The following is a 21,754-nucleotide window of genomic DNA, read 5'->3' as shown; positions in this document are numbered from 1 at the left end:
CCTTATCCTTCGCTGGAATGGCCGGGGAAGACCTTGGCGCTCGGGTCGATCGCGACCGTCGCGTTGTTGACGGCGGTCGCCGCCTCGCCGAATCCGACGGCAATGAGGCGCACCTTGCCGGGGTACTCGGTGATGTCGCCCGCCGCGAACACGCGCGGCAGGCTGGTCTGCATCGCCGTGTCGACCACGATGTGGCGCTTGTGGACCTCCAGGCCCCACTGCTGGAGAGGGCCGAGGTCGGCGATGAACCCGAGCGCGGCGACCATCGCCTGGCACGGCAGCGTGGTGGTCTCGCCGTCGACGACGACGTCGACCGACTCGAGCACGGGGTCGCCGGCGAGCGACGCGATCTCGGCCTTGGTGATGATCCGAACCGAGGAGTCGCGCACCTGCTGGATGGTGCGCTCGTGAGCACGGAAGGCGTCGCGACGGTGCACGAGCGTGACCGAGGCAGCGACGGGCTCCAGGTGCAGCGCCCAGTCGAAGGCGCTGTCGCCCCCGCCGACGATGACGACATCCTTGCCGGCGTACGGCTGGAAGCTCGGCACGAAGAACTCCAGCCCGCGGCCCTGCCACCCGTCGCCGGCCGGCAGCGGGCGCGGGCTGAACTTGCCGATGCCGGCGGTGATCAGCACCGCTCCGGCGCGCACGACGGTGCCGTCGTCGAGGCCGACCGTGACGCCGTCGTCGTCGCTGGTCAGGGTCGTCGCGGTGCGGTCCAGGAGATAGGTCGGCTTGGCGGTGTTGGCCTGCTCGACGAGGCCGGCGACGAGATCGCGGCCCTTCACCTGCGGGAAGCCGGCGACGTCGAAGATCGCCTTCTCCGGGTACATCGCCGTGATCTGGCCGCCGAGCTCGGGCAGCGAATCCACCACGCCGACCCGATGGCCGCGGAAACCGGCGTAGTAGGCCGCGAAGAGCCCGGTGGGGCCGGCGCCGATGATCAGGACGTCGACCTCGACGTGGCGGCCGGGCGTCGGCGCGGCTGCTGAGCCGGCCGGCGACGGGCTCGACGACTCGGTGGACGACGGGGCGGATGGGCTGGATGGCGGGGTGCTCACGCGCGCGATCCTCCCCGTCTGACGAGCCGTGTCAATGGTCAGCGCGGCGCGGCGTGCGATTCACGCCGGCTCCACCGGGCCGAACGAACTGGAACGTGTTCTAGTTTCGCACGAATGGGTCGGCGGCCACAACGGGCATCGCCGTCCGGTGAGACACCGCTACCGTGAGCCGGTGACGCACGTTCAGGGCCACGCCCAGCCCGATCAGCCGCGCGAGCGACAGGACGACGAGTCGCTGGAATCCGTCGTTCGAGCGGTGCGCAGCCATCCCTCGGCCGTCCTGCTCGCGATCCAGCTGGTGGCCGTACTGGGATACCCGTTCCTCGACGACAGCGTCGTGGGCCGCGCAGGCCTGGGCGTCGTGCAGATGGCGGCGGTGTTCGTAGGCGCCTGGGCCGTCCGACGCACTCCGGCGCTGCCGTGGGTCGCGGTCCTCCTGGGTGCTCCCGCGATGGTCTTCACCATCGCCGAGGCGGTCTTCGACGACACCGGCTGGGTCATCGGTGTCTCGGCTCTCTTCCACGCTCCGTTCTACTTCTTCGTCTCCTATGCGTTGATCCGCTATCTGTTCCACGACGACAAGGTGACCCGCGACGAACTGTTCGCCACCGGCGCCGCGTTCACCGTCGTCGCGTGGGGCTTCGCCTATGTCTACGCGGGCGCTCAGGTGCTCTGGCCCGGCTCGTTCATCGCCGCGAGCGAAGGCACCGTCCGCGACTGGTTCGAGCTGCTCTACCTGTCCTTCACCACCCTGACGAGCGTCGGCCTCTCCGACGTCGTGCCGGTCGAGGGTCACGCCCGTTCGCTGGTGATGGTCGAGCAGGTGGCCGGGGTCTTCTACGTCGCGCTCGTGATCGCTCGCCTCGTCGCGCTCACCGCGCGACGTCCGCAGCGCTGAGCGCGCGAGGGATCGTCCGGGTAGCCGGGCCCTAGCCGCGGATGCCCTCGAGCTCTGCGCGGTCGATGACCGCACGGGCGCGGCGGCGATAGCGCCAGATCTGGGTCAGGCCCAGCGCCCACAACGGATAGTGCACCGCCATCGCCCAGCGGAACGCGTCCGGCTCGTACGAGGTCTGCCCGGTCGGGGTACGCCAGTCGAGCACCACCCCGATCCCGATGACGAGCAGCAGACTGGCCACGAAGCCGGCCTGGTTGATGATGCCGCTCGCGCTCGCCAGGCGCGCGTTGGGATTGGACGTGCGACCGACGTCGAAGCCGATCACCGACGCCGGACCACCGATGCCCACCACGATCACGAGCACGACCAGCAGCGGGAGCGGTGCCCGGCCGGGCCAGAGCAGGACGACCGTCCACGTGACCACGATCGACCAGACGATCACGAGCACCACCGAGGAGCGGTGCCACGGATGCAGTCCGACCAGCCACCCCAGCGCCGGGCCGGCGGCCATCACGGCGATCACCATCAACGTGAGCAGCGCACCCGCCGTGCCAGAACTCAGCCCCTGCCCCTCCACGAAGTAGGGGTAGCCCCAGAGCAGCCCGAGCGTGGTGGCGCTGAACTGGGAGGAGAAGTGGATCCAGAACCCGAGCCGGGTGCCGGGGTGCTGCCAGGAGGCGCCGAGCGTCGAGCGCACCGCCGCGAGGTCGAGGCGGGCACCGCGGATGGTGCGTTCTGCTGGCGAGTCCCGCAGCACGAGCAGGATCGCGACGGCGAGCGCCAGCCCGAGCGACGCCGTCAGCAGGTAGGAACGTGTCCACCCCAGGTGGTGCAGCGACCAGGTCATCGGCAGCGCAGCGATCACCGCGCCCAGTTGCCCCAGCGTGCCCGTCAACTGGGTCATCAGCGGGATCCGACGGCCGGGGAACCACGTCGTCACCAGGCGGAGCACGCAGATGAAGGTCATCGAGTCGCCGATGCCGACGAGCACCCGCGCGGCCAGTGCGGCCGGGTAGGTCTCGGCGAGCGCGAAGCATGCCTGCGCCCCGGCCAGGAACACCGTGCCCACCAGTAGCACGCCGCGCGAACCGAAACGGTCGACCAGCAGCCCGACGGGGATCTGCATCCCGGCATAGACCGCCAGCTGCAGCATCGTGAAGGTCGCCAGTTGGGCCGCGCTGACGCCGAACCGATCGGTCGCCTCGAGCCCGGCGACCGCCAGTGACGACCGGTGGAACACCGCCACCAGGTAGACCGAGAGGCCGACGGCCCAGATCGGCCACGGTGAGCGCCGACCCTCCATCACCCCCCCGAGGCTACGCCTGCCGCGGCCGGCTCCCGTCGGTGGTCGAGGCCGACGGGCGCCATCGCCCACCCGGTGGTCGAGGAGGTCGCTCTGCGACCGTCACGAGACCTCGCTACTTGGTCGCCTCCATCATCGAGCGCAGCTCCTTCTTCAGGTCGCCGATCTCGTCGCGCAGTCGGGCCGCGAGCTCGAACTGCAGCTCGGCGGCGGCCGCCTTCATCTGGTCGGTGAGGTCCTGGATCAGCTGGGCGAGCTCGGCGCTCGGCATGCCGGCGATGCCCGCGGGAAGCTGGCCGGCCGCCTTCTCCCCCAGCGCCGGTGTCGGCGACTTCTTCTTCACCCCACCTGCGCGCCCCTTCGCCTCGGTGCCGGCCCAGGTCTCGAGCAGTGCCTGGGTCGACTCGTCCTCGCGGGCCAGCATCTCGGTGATGTCGGCGATCTTCTTGCGCAGCGGCTGGGGGTCGATGCCGTGCTCGGTGTTGTAGGCGACCTGCGCCTCGCGACGTCGGGTGGTCTCCTCGATCGCGGAGGCCATCGACGGCGTGATCTTGTCCGCGTACATGTGCACCTGGCCCGACACGTTGCGCGCCGCGCGACCGATGGTCTGGATGAGCGACTTGTCCGAGCGGAGGAAGCCCTCCTTGTCGGCGTCCAGGATCGAGACGAGCGAGACCTCCGGGAGGTCGAGACCCTCGCGGAGCAGGTTGATGCCGACCAGGACGTCGTAGAGGCCCAGCCGCAGGTCGCGCAGCAGCTCGATGCGCTTGAGGGTGTCGACCTCGGAGTGCAGGTAGCGGGTGCGGATGCCGGCGTCGAGGAGGTAGTCGGTGAGGTCCTCCGACATCTTCTTGGTCAGCGTGGTGACCAGGACGCGCTCATCGCGCTCGGCCCGTGCTCGGATCTCGTGGATCAGGTCGTCGATCTGCCCCTTGGTCGGCTTCACGACGACCTCAGGGTCGACCAGTCCGGTCGGACGGATGATCTGTTCGACGACGTCGCCGCCGACCTTGTCGAGCTCGTAGTCGCCCGGCGTGGCGGAGAGGTAGATCGTCTGCCCGATCCGCTCGAGGAACTCCTCCCAGCGCAACGGTCGGTTGTCCATCGCACTGGGCAGTCGGAACCCGTGCTCGACCAGGTTGCGCTTGCGCGACATGTCGCCCTCGTACATGCCGCCGATCTGCGGCACGGCGACGTGCGACTCGTCGACGACGAGCACGAAGTCCTCGGGGAAGTAGTCGAGCAGGCAGTTCGGTGCCGAGCCGCGCTCGCGACCGTCGATGTGCATCGAGTAGTTCTCGATGCCGGCGCAGGAGCCGACCTGCCGCATCATCTCGACGTCGTACTCGGTGCGCATCCGCAGCCGTTGCGCCTCCAGCAGCTTGCCCTGCCGCTCGAAGGTGGAGACCTGCTCGATCAGCTCGGCCTCGATGCCGCGGATCGCACGCTCCATCCGCTCGTGGCCGGCGACGTAGTGGCTCGCCGGAAAGATGTAGAGCTCCTCGTCCTCGGTGAGCACCTCGCCGGTGACGGCGTGCAACGTCATCATCCGCTCGATCTCGTCGCCGAAGAACTCGATCCTGACGGCGTGCTCCTCATAGACCGGGAACACCTCGAGGGTGTCGCCGCGCACCCGGAACGTCCCCCGGGTGAAGGACATGTCGTTGCGGGCGTACTGGATCTCTACGAGCCGGCGCAGGATGGAGTCGCGATCGTGCTCCTCCCCCACGCGCAGCCGGATCATCCGGTCGACGTACTCCTGCGGGGTGCCGAGGCCGTAGATGCACGAGACGGTCGCGACGACGATCACATCGCGTCGGGTGAGCAGCGAGTTGGTGGCGGAGTGACGCAGCCGCTCGACCTCCTCGTTGATCGAGGAGTCCTTCTCGATGTAGGTGTCGGTCTGGGGGACGTAGGCCTCGGGCTGGTAGTAGTCGTAGTAGGAGACGAAGTACTCCACTGCGTTCTTGGGGTAGAGCTGCCGCAGCTCGTTGGCGAACTGGGCCGCGAGCGTCTTGTTCGGCTGCAGCACCAGCAGCGGGCGCTGGAGCTGCTCGGCCACCCACGCGACCGTCGCCGTCTTGCCGGTGCCGGTCGCACCGAGCAGCACGACGTCCTGGACGCCGTCCTGGATCCGCCGGGTGATCTCCTTGATCGCCGCAGGCTGGTCCCCGGACGGCGAGTAGTCGGACTCGACGTGGAACGGCGCGACGCGGCGCTCGAGATCGGTGACGGGGCGCATGCCTTCAGCCTAGGTCGGCCCACCGACAGTCCGGTGGCGCCGTGGTCGCAGGGCATCACGGCCGCCGACGGATCGGTTCGGCTCAGTCCAGCGAATGCCGCAGATGCATCGCGAGCCGCGCCGCGAGCCGGCCGCCGGGCGTCGCGAGGAGGAGGTCGACCGGACGCGTCGGCACCGGCAGTCGGCGGCGTGCGGTCGTCGTCCGGGCACGGGCGAAGGTACGCAGACCGTCGTCGCCGGCGAACGGACCGTAGCCGCGGACGCCGATCGCGGCGCGAGGCAGGGCACCGTCGCGAGCCGGCAGCCCGGGGTTGACCGAGACGTCGGCAGCCGACAGCAGCTCGGCGAGTCGGTCACCGTGCCGACGCGACCACACCACGACCTCGGCACCGGGATGGGCCCGCACCCGGTCGACGACGGCGTCGAACGCGGGCGCGCTCTGGACCACCACACCGGGCGTCGCCGACGGGGTAGTGCCCTGGCTCGACGGCACGCCGTGCGCCTCTCCAGGAGCGGCGCCGAGTGCCGGAGTACGAGGGGTGCGACCGCGTGACAGGGCTCGGGCCCAGCGCCCGCGGGCCTGCTCGTCGTGCTGAGCGGCGCCGGTGAGCACCGCCTCGAACTCCTCCCGGACGACGGGCGCGACGAAGACCTCCTGCTCACCGTCTCCGGCGCCGACGAGCACCGACCGTGCCGCCGCCTCGACGTCGCCGTCGGGAGCGATCAGCGTGATCGGCGGCAGTACCGCGACCGTCGTCACCGGCACCATCGCGCGCGCGGCCGCGGTGGCGTACTTCACCGCGCCGACGGGCGGGCCGAGATAGCAGAGCCGATCGAGCGTGGACCCGGCCAGATCGACTCCGGAGAGCTCGTCTCCGGTCGACAGCTGAAGCACCCCTTCGACCCCGGGGCGAACGAACGCCTCCACGACCGCCGAGGCCGTGGCCGTGAGACGTCGCCCGGGATTCAGCACGACGGCGTTGCCTGCGGCGAGTGCACAGGTCACGGCACTGAACGTCGCGTACAGCGACGGTCGTCCGTCGACCACGATGCCGACCACGCCCTCGGCGGCGTAGCCGACCGTGCTAGACACATCCGGGCTCAGCAGCCCACCGCGACGGTGGGTGTCCCCCAGCACGCGCGCGGCGTCGGACTCGACCCACTTGAGATGCTCGACCACACGGACGACGTCGAGCATCGCGTCGTCCAGCTCCACGCCGGTCTCGCGATGGAGCAGACCGGCGATGTCGGCCGAGGCACGCCACAGCCGACCACGCCAGGCGCGCAGCGCCTTCAGCCGAGCACGCGAGTCCGCCGCCGACCAGACCTGGGCCACCTCGTGGCCGATCTCCACCACCGCGCGCACGGCGTCGGCATCGTGCACCTCGAAGTGACCGAGGACGTCGCCGTCGGCCGCCACCGCGTCGAAGTGGCGCGCGCGTCCGGCGGAGATGCTCACGTTCCTACGGTGCCACAGCCGACGACGCGTCGCCGGCACCGGCAGCGCCAGGACGCGCGCGGTCCACCGGCACCCGCAGGGCCCGCAGGGCCGTCGCGAGCATCCGGTAGTGGCCGACCAGGAGCACGATCTCGACGCACCGAGGTTCGTCGAACTCGGCGCGAAGCGCCTGCCAGCCGGCGTCCGAGAGGTCCTCGGTGGCCAAGAGCTCCTCGGCAGCGGTGAGCAGCACCTGATCCCGGCGCGACCACTGCTCCGCCGTCGACCATCGCCCGTCGCGCGGTCCGGTCGCGAGCTCGTCGACCTGGCCGGCGCTCAACCCGGCGCGCCGTCCGAGCCGCGCGTGCTGGGCCCACTCGTACTCAGACTGTGCCAACGCGGCAACACGCAGGATCACGGCCTCGGTCTCGCGGCGGGTCAGTTTGCCGCCGGGCATCATCGAACCGGCGAAGGCCAACCACGTCCAGAAGAGCCGCTGGTTGCGGCCCAAGGTGAGGAAGACCCCGGGCGGCTCGGTCCCCGTCACCCGGCCCGCCAGGCCGGCGAAACCCCGCACCAGCGGCGCACGCCCTGGAGCGACGCGAGCCCCGCGCTCCGCGTCCGTCATCGGACCGCGTTCGACCGCGAGTCAGCCGCGGGCGCGTCCGCCCGCCGCGCGCGCTCCACCTCGGGCAGCACCCGGTTCGCCCCCGTGCTCATGGCACGCATGGCGAGGGTGTAGCCCCACGGCACGTAGCGCTGCAGGAGATGGATCAGCCTGATGTCCGGTGAGGTGTAGACCCAGTACCGGTTGCGCTTCACGCCGTCCCAGATCGAGGAGGCGGCCTGCTCCGGCGTCACGGCGCGCTTGCGGAAGCCGGCTTGCGCCCGCAGGAAGGACCTACTGGCCTTGTCGATGCCGGCGATGTGCACGGTCTCGGTGAGCGGTGTCGCGACGCCGCCGGGGCACACCAGGCTCACCCCGATGCGATAGCGGCGCAGGTCGAACCGGAGCACCTCCGAGACCCCGCGCAGGCCGAACTTGGAGGCGCTGTAGGCGGCGTGCCACGGCATGCCGATGATCCCGGCCGCCGACGACACATTGACCAGGTGCCCTCCCCGTCCGGCCTCGACCATCGGCGGCAGGAAGCACTCGATCACGTGGATCGGCCCCATCAGGTTGACGTCGACCAGTCGCCGCCAGTGCTCGTGCTCGAGGCTGGACACCGTGCCCCAGAAGGCGATGCCCGCGACATTGAGCACGACGTCCATCGCGCCGTGCTCGGCGGTGATGCGCTGCGCGAGGTCGTGCACCGCCTCGTAGTCGGAGAGATCGCACGCGTCGGCCGACGCGACGACGGCTCCGGCGGCGCGCAACCGATCGGCTACCTCGGCCAGGAGCTCGGCCTGGATGTCGGTCAGATGGACGATCGCGCCCTCTGCCGCTGCCTGCTCGGCCACGGCCCGGCCGATCCCACTGGCGGCACCGGTGACCAGCACGCGCTGGCCGCGCAGCTCTCGGATACGACGCACACGGGCCATGGGATCTCCTCGGTGAGAGTGGGGGTGGGAGCAGGGAGCTCGTGGTCAGAGCAGGTGGCGCAGCGGTTTGAGGAAGGCTTCGGTGAACCGTCGATGCAGGTCGCGTGCCTCCCACTCGTGCCGCGTGAGCGGCGAGCAGTTGGACTCGTCGACGGCGAAGATCCGTTCGAGGTTCAGCGCCAGGTCGGGGTCGATCACCTCGACGTTGATCTCGTAGTTCCCGGTCAGGCTCAGGCGGTCGATGTTGGCGGTGCCGACCGTCGACCAGGTGCCGTCGACGGTGGCGGTCTTGGCGTGCACCATCGCCCCCTTGAACCGCAGCACCGAGACGCCCGCGTCGAGCAGCTGGGAGTAGTAGCCACGCGAGATCCAGTCGGCCACGATGTGATTCGACTTCAGAGGCACCAGTAACCGGACGTCGACACCGCGCAGCGCCGCTGCCTTCAAGGCGTCGACGAAGTCCTGGTCGGGGATGAAGTAGGCGGTCGTCATCCAGACGTTGTGGCTGGCCCGGTTGATCGCCTCGATGTACATCGTCCGGATCGGGAACATCCACAGTCGCGGCACGTTGCGCTGGAAGCGGATCTTCGGCTCCCAGGTCGAGTCCGACTCCAACGGCAGCGGGCCTGCGCTCGACCGGAAGAAGCGACGGCGGTTGAGGTTCCAGAAGTCGGAGAAGGCCCGCTTGAGGTCCCACACACCCGGGCCTGTGATCCGCACGTGGGTATCGCGCCACTCGGTCTCGTAGGCGGATCCGATGTTGTACCCGCCGACGAACCCCACCTCGTCGTCGACCACGAGGATCTTGCGGTGGTCGCGGCCGTACCGACGCAGGTCGAAGAAGCGCCACCCGGCCGCATAGACCGGGTAGCGCAGCACCTTCATCGAGGTCGGGAAGCGCTTGAACCGGGGTGAGACGACGAGATTGGCGAAGCCGTCGTAGATGCAGTAGACCTCGACGCCGCGATCGGCCGCGTCGGCCAAGGCGCGCTTGAAGCGCTCCCCCGCCGCGTCGCCCTTCCAGATGTAGGTCTCGAAGAGGATCTGGTGCTGTGCGCCCTCGATCGCCGCGAGCATGTCGGCGTACAGGTCTCGCCCGAACGTGTAGGTGGTGACGGTGCCGTCGCCTACGACGACCGTCGCGGGCGGGGTCGTTGGGAAGGGCTTGGGCTTCTTGCCACGGCGCCGGTAGGAGTCCACCACCGACATCGAGATCGCCAGGACGAACTGCAGACCGACGACGGTCAGCAGAACCCGCCGGAGGACGTTGAGGATCCGTCCAAACTCGCGTGTGGCATGCCGGCGTCTCACGGCGTCAACCTAGCCAATGGCACGCCGAGCACGCGGCGGTGGCATCGTCGAGCCCACCGCGCCGAATCGTCGGGCCGACGACCAAGGCATGCGGAAAGACCCGCTCGAGGCACTACTCCCCAGAAGTGCCGAGCGGGTCCTTCCAACATCGAACTCGGAGCGGTCCGCGATCCCCCCAGATCCGCGGCGTCGTCTCGATCCGATGAGACAACGCTAGGCCGGGGCCCGCCACGCTCGGGCCACGCACGATCCACAATGAGGTAACAGTCCAGGACCTGGTTCACCAGGACGGTGAGGGGTGCGGAATCCACCGTGCTCCGGCTCACGAGAGCAGATCGTTGACGACGACGTCGTCGACGAGCCAACGACCGCCCTCCAGCACCATCTGCACGGTGACGCGCGGCTGGTCGATGCGCGGCTCGTCGTCGTCGGGGGTGGTGACCTCCTGATCCAGGAAGAGCAGCACCTTGACGTGTTCGGCGTCGTCCGCCGTCGCTGCAGAGTCGACCACCGTGCCGGTGGCCGACGCCTGCAGCGTCGTGATCACCTTCTTCGAGTCCACGCTCGCCGCCGCGAAGTTGCGCTGGAAGCTCTCGGTCGCGTCCTCGAAGACCCATCCGAAGTCCTTCTCGACGCTGCGGTGGTCATAGGTCGTCATCGCGACCGCCGCCTCCTGCGCGGCCTGCTCGGCCGCGGCCTCGGCGTCGATCAGGTCGACGGCGGACGAGGCGTCGCCGCCGGATCCGCTGGTCTCATCCGAGCACCCGGACAACAGCGCCATGCCGATCACTGCGACGAGTCCGGCCAGCAGCGAACTCGTCGCGCCGATCCGACGCGTCGTCGGCGTCCGCCTCACCGGGTGACCGGGCCCGGTGCGTGTGCGGCACCTCGCTGCAGGGTGGAGAACGACGCCGGGCAGTGACCCTCGGAGTAGAAGGGGAACTTCTTCGCCACCCGCGGATCCCGACGCACGTCCCGATAGCTGCACCGCGGGTCCTTGTCGAGGATCAGGCTCAGCTGGATGTGACCGTCCTTCACGTGTCGGGCCAGCGTGCCGAGGCCGAGTTCGTAGGACTGCAGGAGTGCGCGCACGTGCGGGTCGTGGAGAGCGAAGATGTCGGTCACGCTGACGCCGGTGCTCAAGAAGTCGGGCAGAACCTCGCGCACGTCGTCGACGAGCGACTGGAGCTCGCTGATCTGACCTGGCGCCCGCTGGAGGAACCGGTCGAGCTCGGGATCGTAGGAGCGCAGGAAGGAGGCGAACTCCCGGGCGTTTCCGGCGAGGGACCGCAGGTCGTCGCCCTGATCCACGGCGATGTCGAGCACCGGGGCAGCATCCTCGAGCAGCGCCTCGGTCTCGGGCCACACACCGTCGAGCTCCTCGAGCAGCAGCCGCCCGTCGTCGACCAGCTGGCCCAGGTCCTTGCCGCTGCCGTCGAGCGCGGTGCTGAGCTCGACGAGCAGCGAGCGCAGCTTGGTGTCGTCGATCTGGCGCAGCACGTCGTTCACGGCGATGACCGTGGAGGCGAGGCTGCGCGGGATGTCGGTGGAGGACGCCTCGACGACGTCGCCGTCGTCGAGGTAGGGGCCCTCCTCCGAGTCGGGCTGGAAGTCCAGGTACTGCTCACCGACCGGCGAGAGGCTGCGCACCACGGCACGGGAGTTCGACGGGATGTCGAGACCACTGGTGAGCTCGGCCACCGCCTCGACTCCGGTCGAACTCAGCCGGATCTCGGAGATCCGACCGGCCTTCACTCCCCGATAGGTCACCGAGGAGCCCTCGAACAGCCCACCGGCACCCGTCAGTTCGACCGTGACCTTGTCGGGGCGCTCGAGCAACGGGCGGTCCAGGACGCCGCTGATGATGTAGGCGATGCAGAGCACCAGCACGAGACCGACCCCGACCGCGCTGAGGATCAGCTTCGAGCGCAGTGCGCCCAGGATCCGTGTCATCGCCGACCTCCCAGGATTCCTGACAGGGCTGAGCCCAGCCGGTCACCGAGCCATCCTCCGGACCCGTCCTTGCGCTGCCTGTCCGCGCCGCGGGAATCCGACGTGTCGTTCTGGGACGCCGCACGGCCACCCGGAAGGCCAGGAAGAGGCGGCAGATCCGGGATCGGGATCGGGATGCCGAGGTTGGCCAGGATGTCGCCCAGGCTCGGCAGCGTGGAGCCCTCGAGCCTGTTGGCGATGGTGATGGCGGCGTAGTCGTTGGGCACGAAGCTCTCCGCGATCGGCCCCAGCGCCGCCAGCTTCTCCAGCGACTCCGGGTACGAACGGCGCTGCTTGCTGAACTCGTCCAGGACCGGGACGGCCTGGTCGAGCACGCGGATCGTGTCATCGCGGATCGCCGCCACGAAGTCGCCGGCGGTGGCCGAGAAGGTCTCCAGCTCACCGAGCAGCTCGGTCAGCTCGGGGGTGTTCTCCCTCAGCACACGAGCCGCCGGAGTGATCTCGCGGACCGCCCGGTCGATGACGTCCTGGCGTTCCCGCAGGGTGCCCGAGACCGATGCGAGCGATCGCAGCGCACGATCGATGTCGGCGCTGGACTCGTTGGCCTCGGTCAGCACGCGGTCCAGACGCTCCAACAGCGACCGGGCGACGTCCTCGCGGCCGCCGAGTGCGGTGTTGAGCTCCTCCGAGATGGTCTGCAGCTGGTCGAGGCCGCCGCCGTTGACGAGCAGCGACGCCTGGGAGAGCGAGTCCTCGACCGTGGGGGCCGTCGAGGTGTCGTCCAACTCGATCACGTCGCCGTCGGCCAAGGGGGCGCCCGCGTCGGGATTCGTCATGTCGACGAACAGCTCCCCCAGCGGGGTGTCGTAGCGCAACCGCGCGGTCACGCCGTCGCGGAGTCCGGCGTCGGACTCGACGACCAGCTCGGCGACTGCGTGGAAGTCCTCTGCCCGCACCGAGCGGACCTTCCCCGAAGCTACGCCGTTCACCTTGACGGTCGCCCCCTGGGCCAGGTTCAGCGCGTCGACGAACTCGGCCTCAACGCTGACGGTGTCGCCACGGACCGTCGTCCCCGGGAGCGGCAGATCTCCCAACGTGGTGCTGCACGCCGAGAGCGCGATCGCCAGAACCGACACCCCGACTCCTGCGCCCGCGACACGGCGATACCTGCTCGGGACCGTCATCGTCGGCCTCCTCGGTCACCGGAGATGTCGCCCGGCTCGGTACCGGACAGCAGCCTGCACAGGTTCAACGGCAGCTGCTCGCACAGCGCGGCGATCTGGTCGCCGCCAGGCAGCAGCACCGAGGGCCATACCCGCACGGGGATCCGCTCTCCGGCACCCGCGAGCGCCAGGTTCTGCAGTGCGAGCGGGAACACCCGGAGGATCTCGGTGAGTCGCTCCTCCTTGTCCAGCATCGTGTCGAGCACGGCGGTGCTGGAGTCGATGACCTCATCGATGTCCCGGCGGTGGTTCAACGCGAACTCCGCGACCGTCTGCACAGCCTTCTCGAGCCCGCGCAGAGCGGCCCGGAAGTTCTCACGCTCGTCGGCGAGCAGGTCGCTGGCCGAGCTGACCTGGCGGACGAACTCGCTCACGGTGTCGCGGTTCTGGGCCAACACGCCGACCAGATCGCCCACCGCGACGATCGTGCCGCTGATCTCCTCGCGGTTGTCCGACACGTCGCCGACAGCGCCGGCCAGATCGGTGATCGCGTCGTGCGCGAGTTGCCCCCGCCCGGCCAGGGCGCCCTCACCTGCGTCGATGATCCGGCGGATGGCGTCGGTGGTCTCCTGCGAGCCGGCGACGCCCGTCGCAAAGGTGTTGATGGCGGCGAGGACCTCGTCGAAGTCCACGGGCGTGCGCGTGCGCTCGACCGGGATCACCGCGTCGTCACCGAGCTCGGGGCCTGACTCGTAGGCCGGTGTGAGCTCGACGTAGCGGTCGGTGGCGACCGATCGAGCGACCACGACGGCGCCGACGTCCTCGGGCAGCGGCTGATCGTCGTCGAGGCGAAGAGTCACCTTGACCTGGGCGCCCTCGGGCTCGATCGCGGTCACGGCACCGATCGGGACGCCGAGCACGCCGACGTCGTTGCCGACGAAGAGGCCCGCGCTGTCGGAGAAGTAGACGGTGACCGTGCGGTCGTCGCCGCCTGGGATGCACGCGGTCGTGAGGGCCACCAGCCCGCTGAGGGAGGCGGCGAGGCCGAGCACGGCCCTGCGACGGGGGGTGCGTTCGCGCATCACGGGCAGTTCCCCAATCGGCAGAGCATGTCGTCGGTCGGGATCACGGGGCCCTTCGCATAGAGGTCGACCCACGGTCCGCTTCCGGTCGCGTTCGCCACATAGCGCACCGCGGGCGCGATGGTGTCGAGTGCGTAGCGCAGGGTGCGGTCCTGGTTGCGCAGGGCCGTCAACGCGCGGTCGATGTCACGCAGAGCGGGACCCATCGCGCGGTCCGCGTCACCGATGAGGCCGTCGACGTTCGCGGTCAGACGCCGGGTCTCGGTGAGCAGGAGGTTGATCGCCTGCCTGCGAGCGGTGATCTCGGCGACGACGAGGTTGGTCGATCGCATCAGACCGACGATGTCGTCGCTGCTCGAGGAGAGCTGGTCGGCGACGTCGCGGGCCGCCTGCAGCAGCTTCGCCGTCTGCTCGGACCGCGCACTCACCAGTTGCGACAGCGAGGCCACGCCTTCCAGGGCGGGACCGACCTCGTCGCCGGCGGCATCGAGGGTGTCGGCGACCTCGGCCAGCGCCTCGGCGAGGGTCTCGGCATCGAGATCCGTCAGCGCGCCGGTGCCGGCCTCGAGAGCGTCCTGGAGGTTGTAGGGCACCGAGGTGCGCTCCACCGGGATGCGGGAGTCGGCGAGTTCGCCGGATCCCTCCGGTTCGACCTGGAGGTAGTGGGTGCCCAGCAAGGTGGCGACCTTCACCTCGGCGCTCGACTCCGAGCCGAGGTCGATGTCGGAGTCGAGGTCGAACGTCACGACCACCGAGCGACCCGAGAGCTCGATGCCGGTGACCTTCCCCTTCGACACCCCGTGCACCTGGACGTCCTCACCGACCCGCAGGCCGGCGGTGTGCTCGAGCTCCGCGGTGTAGGACTTCGCGCCGAAGGAGGCCACCGAGACGAGCACCACTGCGACGCCCAGCAGGAACACGATCCCGAGCGCGACCAACCCGACCTTGAAGGGATCGCGGGCGCTCAACGGCTTGCGGGCCATCAGCTGCACACCTCCGAGTACCGCGGGTTCCCTGCCGGATTGACGATTCGACTGCCGAGGACGAGCAGGAACGAGCAGGGATAGACGTTCAACGCGCTCTCGTAGGAACCGGACCGCCCCAAGGCCTCGAAGACCTGGCCGAAGCCGCGGAGCGCCTGGTTGAGCCGCTGTCGGGAGTCGGAGGCGATCGCCGCCACCTCGCGCAGCTCCCCGAGCGTGGCGACGGTCGGGCGGCGAACCTCGGCCAGGAAGTCCGAGGTCGCCCCGACGAGCTGGCTGACGCCGTCGATCGAATCGCCGATCGACTGTCGATCGCGCGCCAGTCCGTCCATCAGAGCACGCAGTTCCTGGACGGTGGAGGTGATCTCGCCGTCCTGGTCGGAGAGGTTGTCGAGCACCGGGACCAGGTTGTCGATGACGTCGCCGAAGAGGTCGTCTCGCTCGGCCAGGAAGGTGGTCAGCTGGGTCGTCTCCTGCAGGAGCGACTCGACCGTGCCGCCCTCACCCTGGAGGACCTGGACGATTGACGTGGCCAACCGGTTCACGTCGTCGGGCTGGAGCACCTCGAACAGCGGCCGGAACCCGTTGAGGAGCACCGTGAGGTCGAAGCCCGCGTCCGTGCGCTCTGTCGGCAGCGTGGCGCCGGCCTCGAGCTCCGCGCCACGGTCCTCGCCCTGGACGAGCGAGAGGTACCGCTGGCCGAGGAGGTTCTGGTAGCGCATGACCAGGCGCGTGGAGTCCAGCAGGGGCTGCTGGTCGGCGAGCTCGAACGCGACGTCCGCGCCCTCCTCGGTGACCTCGATCCCGGTCACCCTGCCGACGCGCACGCCGGCGACCTTGACGTCGTCGCCGACCCGGAGCCCGCTGACATCGGTGAACTCAGCGCGGAACTCCCGCCCGGAGTCGGGCAGTCCGTTGCGCATGGTGTTCAGCAGCAGCATCGCCAGCAGGAGGCTCACCAGCGCGAAGAGCGCGAACTTGACGGCGATCGAACGCAGCCCGGTCATCGGCGGCTCTCCTGTCGCGCGTAGCCGCGCAGCGTCGCCTGCACGAGCGGGGACGGCGGTCCGTAGTCGGGTCGTTCGGCCTCGGTGTAGAACGGCGGCACGTTGCCCATGAAGTTGGAGTCCGAGCGCAGGAATCCGCGGATGGCGGTGGGCAGCTTGGTCCCGACCGCGATGTTGGTCCGGATGCCCGAGGCCAACCGGTCGCGGTTGTCGTAGAGGATGTCGAGGAGGATCGCGCCGTTGCGCAGGAAGCGCACGACCTTCTGCTCGTTGGCCGAGAGCAGGTCGTCGGTGTCGCGCAGCAGTGTCGTGCTGCCGGTGATCAGCGCCGTGATCGAGGCACGCTGCGCCACGATCGTCTGCATCGTCACCAGCACGTCGTCGGTCGCCGTGAGCAGGTCGGGGGCGATCTCGTCGACGACCTCCAGGTTGTCGGCCAGCGCTCTGAGGTCGCTGCGAACCAGCGGCAGCTCCGGCTCGAGTCGTCCGAGGTAGGTGTCGGCGGTCTCGAGCATCTCACCGAGCGCCCTCCCCCGACCCTCGACGGCGGTCGCGAGCGCGGACACGGCGCGATTCAACTCCGCGGGCCCGAGGGCCGTCACGAGGCGGTCGAGGTCGTCGAGCGCCTGCTGCAGCTCCAGGGTCCCTTGGCTCTGGTCCGCCGGGATCTGCGCGCCGTCCTTCAACGACGTGGTCGAGGCGGTGCCGTTGACGACCAGGTCGACGAACGTCGTTCCGAAGACCGTGGCCGGCAGGATCCGGGCCTCCACGTTGCCGGGGATGCTCTCCAGGTCCTCCGGAGCGATCCTCAGATCCAGACGGACGCCGTTGTCGCCGCCGCGCTGGATGCCGCCCACGCGGCCCACGATGACGCCGGCCACCTTGACGTCCGAGCCGACCCGCAAGGCGCCGCCGGCGTTGCGGACGTCCGCGGTGACCTCGGGGTCGCCGCCGAAGGCGCCGCCGCTGCGCAGGAAGACCAGGGTCAGCAGGACCGCGATCACCACGATGCCCGCGAGTCCTCGGCGGGCCAGGTCGATGCGACGCAACTCCTTGCGCGGCGCGGATCGTCGTCGATTCGCCATCACACCCACCTCAGCCCGAGACCCGGAAGCCTGGATCGCCGCCCCAGAACAGGAGCGTCAGGATCATGTTGAGCACGACGACCGCCACGATGCTGGCGCGGATCGCCGTCCCCGTCGCCTCGCCGACGGCCTGCGGGCCGCCTCCCACCTGCAGGCCGTACCAGCAGTGGATCAACGTGACGACGATGGCGAAGATCAGGATCTTCACGACCGACAGGATGATGTCGCGCAACGCGACGAAGGTGGAGAAGTAGTGGTCGTACTGGCCTGGTGACTGCCCGAAGAGCAGCACCACCGAGCCTTGCGAGGCGAGGTAGGAACCGATCAGGCCGACGAGGTAGAGCGGCAGGATCGCCAGCATGCAGGCGACCACGCGGGTGGCCACCAGGTAGCGCATCGGGCTGACCGCCATCACCTCGAGGGCGTCGACCTCCTCGTGGATCTTCATCGAGCCGAGCTGAGCGGTGAAGCGGCACCCGACCTGGGCCCCGAGCGCCAGGGCGGCGATCAGCGGAGCGAGCTCACGGGTGTTGACGCTCGCGGAGATGAAACCGGTGAGCGGAGCCAGTCCGACGAGCTCGAGGCCGTTGAAGCCCTCGATGCCGAGCGAGGTGCCCGCCGACAGCGAGAGCAGCACCATCACGCCGACGGTGCCGCCGCCGACGATGATCGCGCCGCTGCCCCAGGCGATGTCCTTGAGCTGGCGCAGCATCTCCGAGGGATAGAGCCGCATCGTCGATGGGATGGCGCGCAGCGTGATCCACGCGAACGTCAGGAACGACCCGAACTTCGCGAGGCCGCCCAGCAGGCCGTCGGTGCCGCGCAGGACGGCGTTGCCGATCATGCTCATGCCGGGGTCCCTGCGGGCTTGTTCGCGGAGGAGCGAAGCGGGGGAAGCGAAGAAGGCCGTGGGGTGGATACCGGGGTCCCTGCGGGCTTGTTCGCGGAGGAGCGAAGCGGGGGAAGCGAAGAAGGCCGTGGGGTGGATACCGGGGTCCCTGCGGGCTTGTTCGCGGAGGAGCGAAGCGGGGGAAGCGACGAAGGCCGTGGGGTGTTCATGCGACCCCCTGCGGCACGATCATCACGTAGGCCTGGGTGATCGCGACGTTGGCGAAGGCCAGCAGGATCACGCTCAACACGACCGCCTGGTTCACGGCGTCCGCCACACCCTTGGGACCACCCGAGGCGCTCAGACCCTTGTGCGCCGCCACGATCGTGGCGATGAACCCGAACACGAGCGCCTTGAACTCGGCGAGGAAGAAGTCCGAGGTCTGACTGAAGCTGGTGAAGGCATTGATGAACGTCCCCGCCGACGTCGTGCCGTTGCCGACGTTCATGACGAACGAGGTCAGCATGGCCGTCATCGCGACGATGACCGTGAGCAGGAGCGCGACGACGAGCGCGGCGACGACGCGAGGAGCCACGAGTCGCTGCACCGGATTGATCCCCATCACGCGCAGCGCGTCGATCTCCTCGCGGACCTGACGGGCGCCGAGATCGGAGCAGATCGCCGAACCGACGGCGCCGGCGATCATCAGCGAGGTGACCAGAGGCGCGCCCTGACGCAGCACACCGATGCCGTTGACGGCGCCGGTGAACGAGGTCGCGCCGATCTGGCCCGCGACCGCGCCGATCTGGACCGAGGTGATCACACCGAACGGGATGGCGACCAGGATCGTCGGGAGCAACGAGACCCGGGTCATGAACCACGCCTGGAGCAGGAACTCGCTCCAGGAGAAGCGGCGCGTGGCGATGTCGGTCACGGCGCACTGCGTGGCCTCGGCGGCGAGCATCAGCAGCTTGCCGGTCGTCATCACCGAGCCGCGCGCGCGACCCGAGAGCGACCCCACGGTGGCACGGGCGGAGGCGGAGATCGCGCTCATGCGCGCCTCCTCAAGACGGCCGATCCAGGCGCGCCGAAACAGAATCCCATGAGGCCTCGGTTCAGATGGGGGTGATCCGTGGTCTGTGTCACATGCCGCGACAGGTGTTACAGGTATCACATCGACCGGGGCGCTGGACAGCGTTGCCCGACAAATAGTTACTCGCGCGTAGCATTTGACGCGTGTCCTCCGCCGGGCCGACCTCGCGGAACGACGGTGGCGGGTAGATGGGTGCGCGGGGCCATCCGCGCACCGTGCCGCGGCGGGCCGAGCCTTGCGGCTGCGATCAACAGCTGGATCCTCCCGCGGTGCGGTCGCCACGACTCCAGATGGCGGGCGAGCTCGACGTCGTCGAAGGCCCGACCGGTCAACGCCCAGCCGATGTTCTTCGCCACGTGATAGTCCCCGAAGGAGACGGCGTCCGCGTCACCCCACGCGCGCTGGCGGACCTCGGCGCTGGTCCACTCCCCGATCCCCGGCAGCGACCGCAACGCACGGTCCGCTTCCTCGGGAGGCCGGCTCAGCAGTCGCTCCAGGCTCGGGGCCACCCGCGCGGCGCCGACGATCGTCCGCGACCTCGCCGGATCGATGTGCATGCGCAGCCATTCCCAGGACGGCACCTGCGCGACGACCTCGGCGGTCGGGGGCACCCGGAGCCCCAGCTCGACGGCGTGCAGACCGGGCGCCGTCTCGCCGAAGCGCTGGACGAGCATCCGGTACCCCGCGAACGCCTCCTGGCCGGTCACCTTCTGCTCGATGATCGTCGGGAGCAGCGACTGGAACACCTGGCCGTTACGGCCGAGGCGTAGATGACGGAAGCGCCGCCACAGATCCACGATCAACTCGTGGCGCGGCTCGAACCCGCTGACGTCGTCGCGCTCGCCGAGAAGCTCCGGCACCTGCGCCAGAGCCCAGGCCGCCCCCGCACCCCAGGCGTGGGCCTCGACGGTCGGCGACGCGACGTCCGCTGGCGACGGCGAACGCACCGACGAGAGGAGCCGGAGCGTCGCGGGGCCCTCCGGCGTCTGCAGTCCGCGCCACACCGCGCCGTCGGGCGTGACGCGGAAGGTGGGATCTCCTCGACCGCGGCGGTGCTGATGCGCGATCGCGACCGCCGGGCAGGGCCAGGCCGGGGTCCACACGCGGGACTCCCCGGACGTCGACGGCACCTGGGCACCGTAGCGCCGTCGGCCGACAGCGCTGCCCGTGTGACGACGGGCGAGGCGGGGTGCGGGCGCGCGACCTGGCCCGAGCAGCCCTGGAGGAGCCCGCAGCCGACCACCTAGAACGTGTTCTACTCTGCGCTCATGACGCTTCAGATCGACGACGCCGACCGCGTTCGGACCCTCGTTCTCGACCGCCCCGACGCGCTCAATGCGTTCAATGAGGCGCTCTACGACGCGCTCGCAGAGGCGCTGCTCGCCGCGGCGGCCGACGACGACGTCGCCGTCGTGCTGCTGACCGGATCGGGCCGCGCGTTCAGCGCCGGGACGGACCTCCTGGAGATGCACCAGATCGCGACGGACCCCGACTTCGTGCGCGGAGCCCACGGCTTCCCCGGTCTCATCGACGCCCTCGCGCGGTTCCCCAAGCCGCTGGTCGTGGCGATCAACGGCCTCGGCCTCGGCATCGGGACCACGATCATCGGCTTCGCGGACCTGGCGTTCATGTCGACCTCGGCACGGCTCAAGTGCCCCTTCACCAGCCTGGGCGTGGCGCCCGAGGCGGCGTCCTCGTACCTGATGCCCCTCTTGGTCGGCCACCAGAACGCGGCCTGGATGCTGATGTCGTCGGAATGGATCACCGCGGACCAGGCACGCGCGATGGGCCTGGTCTTCGCTGTCAGCGAGCCCGACCAGCTTCTCGACGACGCGCGTTCGCACGCCGCCAGGCTCGCCGCCAAGCCGATCTCCTCCCTCGTCGCCGTCAAGCGCACCATGACCGAGCCGCGCCGCGAGGCCATCGAGGCCGCTCGCGGGCGCGAGAACGCCGCCTTCGCCGAGTTGATGGGCGGCCCGGCGAACCTCGAGGCACTCGCCGCGTTCGCCGAGGGGCGCGAGGCGGACTTCACCTCGCTACCGCGCGGATGGTGACCTGCGGCCTATAGTGCGCAGATCACGAAGTGTGATCGCGACCAGGCGAGACCCCTTCGCGCCCGGCTGAAACCCCTCGGCCTCACGACGTCGACGAAAGCGATCCCGCTCCCATGGTGACCTCCCCCGCGACCGAGCGACGCGGCCGGCTCGACCGTGAGACCGTCGTGCTCGCGGCCGAGGCGTTGGTCGACCGCGACGGCTACGACGCCCTCTCGATGACGTCGCTCGCCGCCGAGCTCGACAGCCGCGTGTCCTCGCTCTACAACCACGTGGGCGGGCTGGACGACGTCAGGGCCGAGATCCAGACCCGCGCCATGCACCTGATGGGCCGCCAGGTGCAACGGGCGGCCATGGGGCGCACCGGAGCCGACGGCCTGGCAGCGCTCTGCCACGAGCTGCGACGGTTCGCACTGGACTACCCGCGCAGATACGCCGCGATGACCCACCGCGCCATCGAGCCCGACAGCCTGCTCGAGGCCGCGGGCGAGGTCATCGAGGCGGTCGGGGTGATGGTGCGCTCCACCGGCCTCGGAGGTGACCGCGTGATCCCGACCGGAATGGCGATCTTCTCCGCCATCCACGGCTTCGTCTCGCTCGAGGCGATCGGCTACTTCGACGGCATCGACGGGCTCGAGGCCGTCTACGAGCAGGTCGTGCGGGGCGCGGTGACCTCGGCGGTGCTCGAGGTCACCACGCCCCGTTGACGC

20 protein-coding genes are annotated in these 21,754 nt (G+C 69.8%); 3 read left to right on the top strand and 17 right to left on the bottom strand.

Annotated elements, in window-relative coordinates; translation table 11 throughout:
• Positions 1 to 2 precede the first annotated feature (2 nt).
• On the bottom strand, positions 3 to 1,061 hold the full coding sequence (locus tag KSO97_RS14770; protein WP_232680191.1) for an NAD(P)/FAD-dependent oxidoreductase: 1,059 nt from the start codon (positions 1,059 to 1,061) through the stop codon (positions 3 to 5).
• A gap of 172 nt (positions 1,062 to 1,233) precedes the next feature.
• On the opposite strand from KSO97_RS14770, the gene KSO97_RS14765 reads away from it, so the two are divergent.
• Complete coding sequence (locus KSO97_RS14765) at positions 1,234 to 1,959, top strand: potassium channel family protein (protein ID WP_232680190.1); 726 nt, start codon at positions 1,234 to 1,236, stop codon at positions 1,957 to 1,959.
• 31 nt (positions 1,960 to 1,990) lie between these two features.
• Here the strand turns inward: KSO97_RS14765 and KSO97_RS14760 are convergent, their stop codons facing one another.
• The 16 genes from KSO97_RS14760 to KSO97_RS14685 all read right to left on the bottom strand — a co-directional run bounded on the left by KSO97_RS14760 (position 1,991) and on the right by KSO97_RS14685 (position 20,120).
• Positions 1,991 to 3,262 (bottom strand): nitrate/nitrite transporter, encoded by a 1,272-nt coding sequence (locus KSO97_RS14760; protein WP_232680231.1) that lies wholly within the window; start codon positions 3,260 to 3,262, stop codon positions 1,991 to 1,993.
• Between the two features lie 115 nt (positions 3,263 to 3,377).
• Positions 3,378 to 5,504, bottom strand: coding sequence for an excinuclease ABC subunit UvrB (gene uvrB / locus KSO97_RS14755; protein WP_232680189.1), 2,127 nt, complete (start codon positions 5,502 to 5,504; stop codon positions 3,378 to 3,380).
• 82 nt (positions 5,505 to 5,586) lie between these two features.
• Positions 5,587 to 6,963, bottom strand: coding sequence for an aldehyde dehydrogenase family protein (locus KSO97_RS14750; protein ID WP_232680188.1), 1,377 nt, complete (start codon positions 6,961 to 6,963; stop codon positions 5,587 to 5,589).
• Positions 6,964 to 6,967: 4 nt separating this feature from the next.
• Entirely contained in the window at positions 6,968 to 7,570 is a 603-nt protein-coding gene (locus KSO97_RS14745) for a carboxymuconolactone decarboxylase family protein (protein ID WP_232680187.1), read from the bottom strand.
• Positions 7,567 to 8,484 (bottom strand): SDR family oxidoreductase, encoded by a 918-nt coding sequence (locus tag KSO97_RS14740; RefSeq protein WP_232680186.1) that lies wholly within the window; start codon positions 8,482 to 8,484, stop codon positions 7,567 to 7,569. Before KSO97_RS14740 ends, KSO97_RS14745 begins: the two co-directional genes overlap by 4 nt.
• Before the next feature lie 45 nt (positions 8,485 to 8,529).
• Positions 8,530 to 9,795, bottom strand: a complete 1,266-nt coding sequence (locus tag KSO97_RS14735) for a phospholipase D-like domain-containing protein (RefSeq protein ID WP_232680185.1) — start codon at positions 9,793 to 9,795, stop codon at positions 8,530 to 8,532.
• 322 nt (positions 9,796 to 10,117) lie between these two features.
• Positions 10,118 to 10,651, bottom strand: a complete 534-nt coding sequence (locus KSO97_RS14730; protein ID WP_232680183.1) for a hypothetical protein — start codon at positions 10,649 to 10,651, stop codon at positions 10,118 to 10,120.
• On the bottom strand, positions 10,648 to 11,748 hold the full coding sequence (locus KSO97_RS14725; protein ID WP_232680181.1) for an MlaD family protein: 1,101 nt from the start codon (positions 11,746 to 11,748) through the stop codon (positions 10,648 to 10,650). The genes KSO97_RS14730 and KSO97_RS14725 overlap by 4 nt, the downstream gene beginning before the upstream one ends.
• Complete coding sequence (locus KSO97_RS14720) at positions 11,745 to 12,932, bottom strand: MCE family protein (RefSeq protein WP_232680179.1); 1,188 nt, start codon at positions 12,930 to 12,932, stop codon at positions 11,745 to 11,747. Before KSO97_RS14720 ends, KSO97_RS14725 begins: the two co-directional genes overlap by 4 nt.
• Positions 12,929 to 13,993: an MCE family protein gene (locus tag KSO97_RS14715; protein ID WP_232680230.1), complete on the bottom strand. Its 1,065-nt coding sequence runs from the start codon at positions 13,991 to 13,993 to the stop codon at positions 12,929 to 12,931. The genes KSO97_RS14720 and KSO97_RS14715 overlap by 4 nt, the downstream gene beginning before the upstream one ends.
• Entirely contained in the window at positions 13,993 to 14,976 is a 984-nt protein-coding gene (locus KSO97_RS14710; RefSeq protein ID WP_232680177.1) for an MCE family protein, read from the bottom strand. The genes KSO97_RS14715 and KSO97_RS14710 overlap by 1 nt, the downstream gene beginning before the upstream one ends.
• Positions 14,976 to 15,983, bottom strand: coding sequence for an MCE family protein (locus tag KSO97_RS14705; protein ID WP_232680175.1), 1,008 nt, complete (start codon positions 15,981 to 15,983; stop codon positions 14,976 to 14,978). Before KSO97_RS14705 ends, KSO97_RS14710 begins: the two co-directional genes overlap by 1 nt.
• The gene (locus KSO97_RS14700) at positions 15,980 to 17,068 is read right to left on the bottom strand and encodes an MCE family protein (RefSeq protein ID WP_232680173.1); all 1,089 of its coding nucleotides are present in this window, start codon (positions 17,066 to 17,068) and stop codon (positions 15,980 to 15,982) included. The genes KSO97_RS14705 and KSO97_RS14700 overlap by 4 nt, the downstream gene beginning before the upstream one ends.
• A 10-nt stretch (positions 17,069 to 17,078) precedes the next feature.
• Complete coding sequence (locus tag KSO97_RS14695) at positions 17,079 to 17,918, bottom strand: ABC transporter permease (protein ID WP_232680171.1); 840 nt, start codon at positions 17,916 to 17,918, stop codon at positions 17,079 to 17,081.
• Positions 17,919 to 18,123: 205 nt separating this feature from the next.
• Complete coding sequence (locus tag KSO97_RS14690; protein ID WP_232680169.1) at positions 18,124 to 18,951, bottom strand: ABC transporter permease; 828 nt, start codon at positions 18,949 to 18,951, stop codon at positions 18,124 to 18,126.
• Between the two features lie 158 nt (positions 18,952 to 19,109).
• Positions 19,110 to 20,120, bottom strand: coding sequence for a DNA-3-methyladenine glycosylase (locus KSO97_RS14685; RefSeq protein WP_232680168.1), 1,011 nt, complete (start codon positions 20,118 to 20,120; stop codon positions 19,110 to 19,112).
• Between the two features lie 138 nt (positions 20,121 to 20,258).
• Here KSO97_RS14685 and KSO97_RS14680 point away from each other — a divergent pair, with 138 nt between their 5' ends.
• Together KSO97_RS14680 and KSO97_RS14675 are read left to right on the top strand one after the other, a co-directional pair.
• The gene (locus KSO97_RS14680; protein ID WP_232680166.1) at positions 20,259 to 21,044 is read left to right on the top strand and encodes an enoyl-CoA hydratase/isomerase family protein; all 786 of its coding nucleotides are present in this window, start codon (positions 20,259 to 20,261) and stop codon (positions 21,042 to 21,044) included.
• Between the two features lie 113 nt (positions 21,045 to 21,157).
• Positions 21,158 to 21,751, top strand: a complete 594-nt coding sequence (locus KSO97_RS14675) for a TetR/AcrR family transcriptional regulator (protein ID WP_232680164.1) — start codon at positions 21,158 to 21,160, stop codon at positions 21,749 to 21,751.
• The last annotated feature ends 3 nt before the right edge of the window (positions 21,752 to 21,754 follow it).

Source organism: Nocardioides sp. R-C-SC26, assembly GCF_021246465.1.
Taxonomy (GTDB): domain Bacteria; phylum Actinomycetota; class Actinomycetes; order Propionibacteriales; family Nocardioidaceae; genus Nocardioides.
The sequence above is the reverse complement of the archived record's forward strand: the minus strand, read 5'-3'. Positions and strand labels throughout refer to the sequence as shown.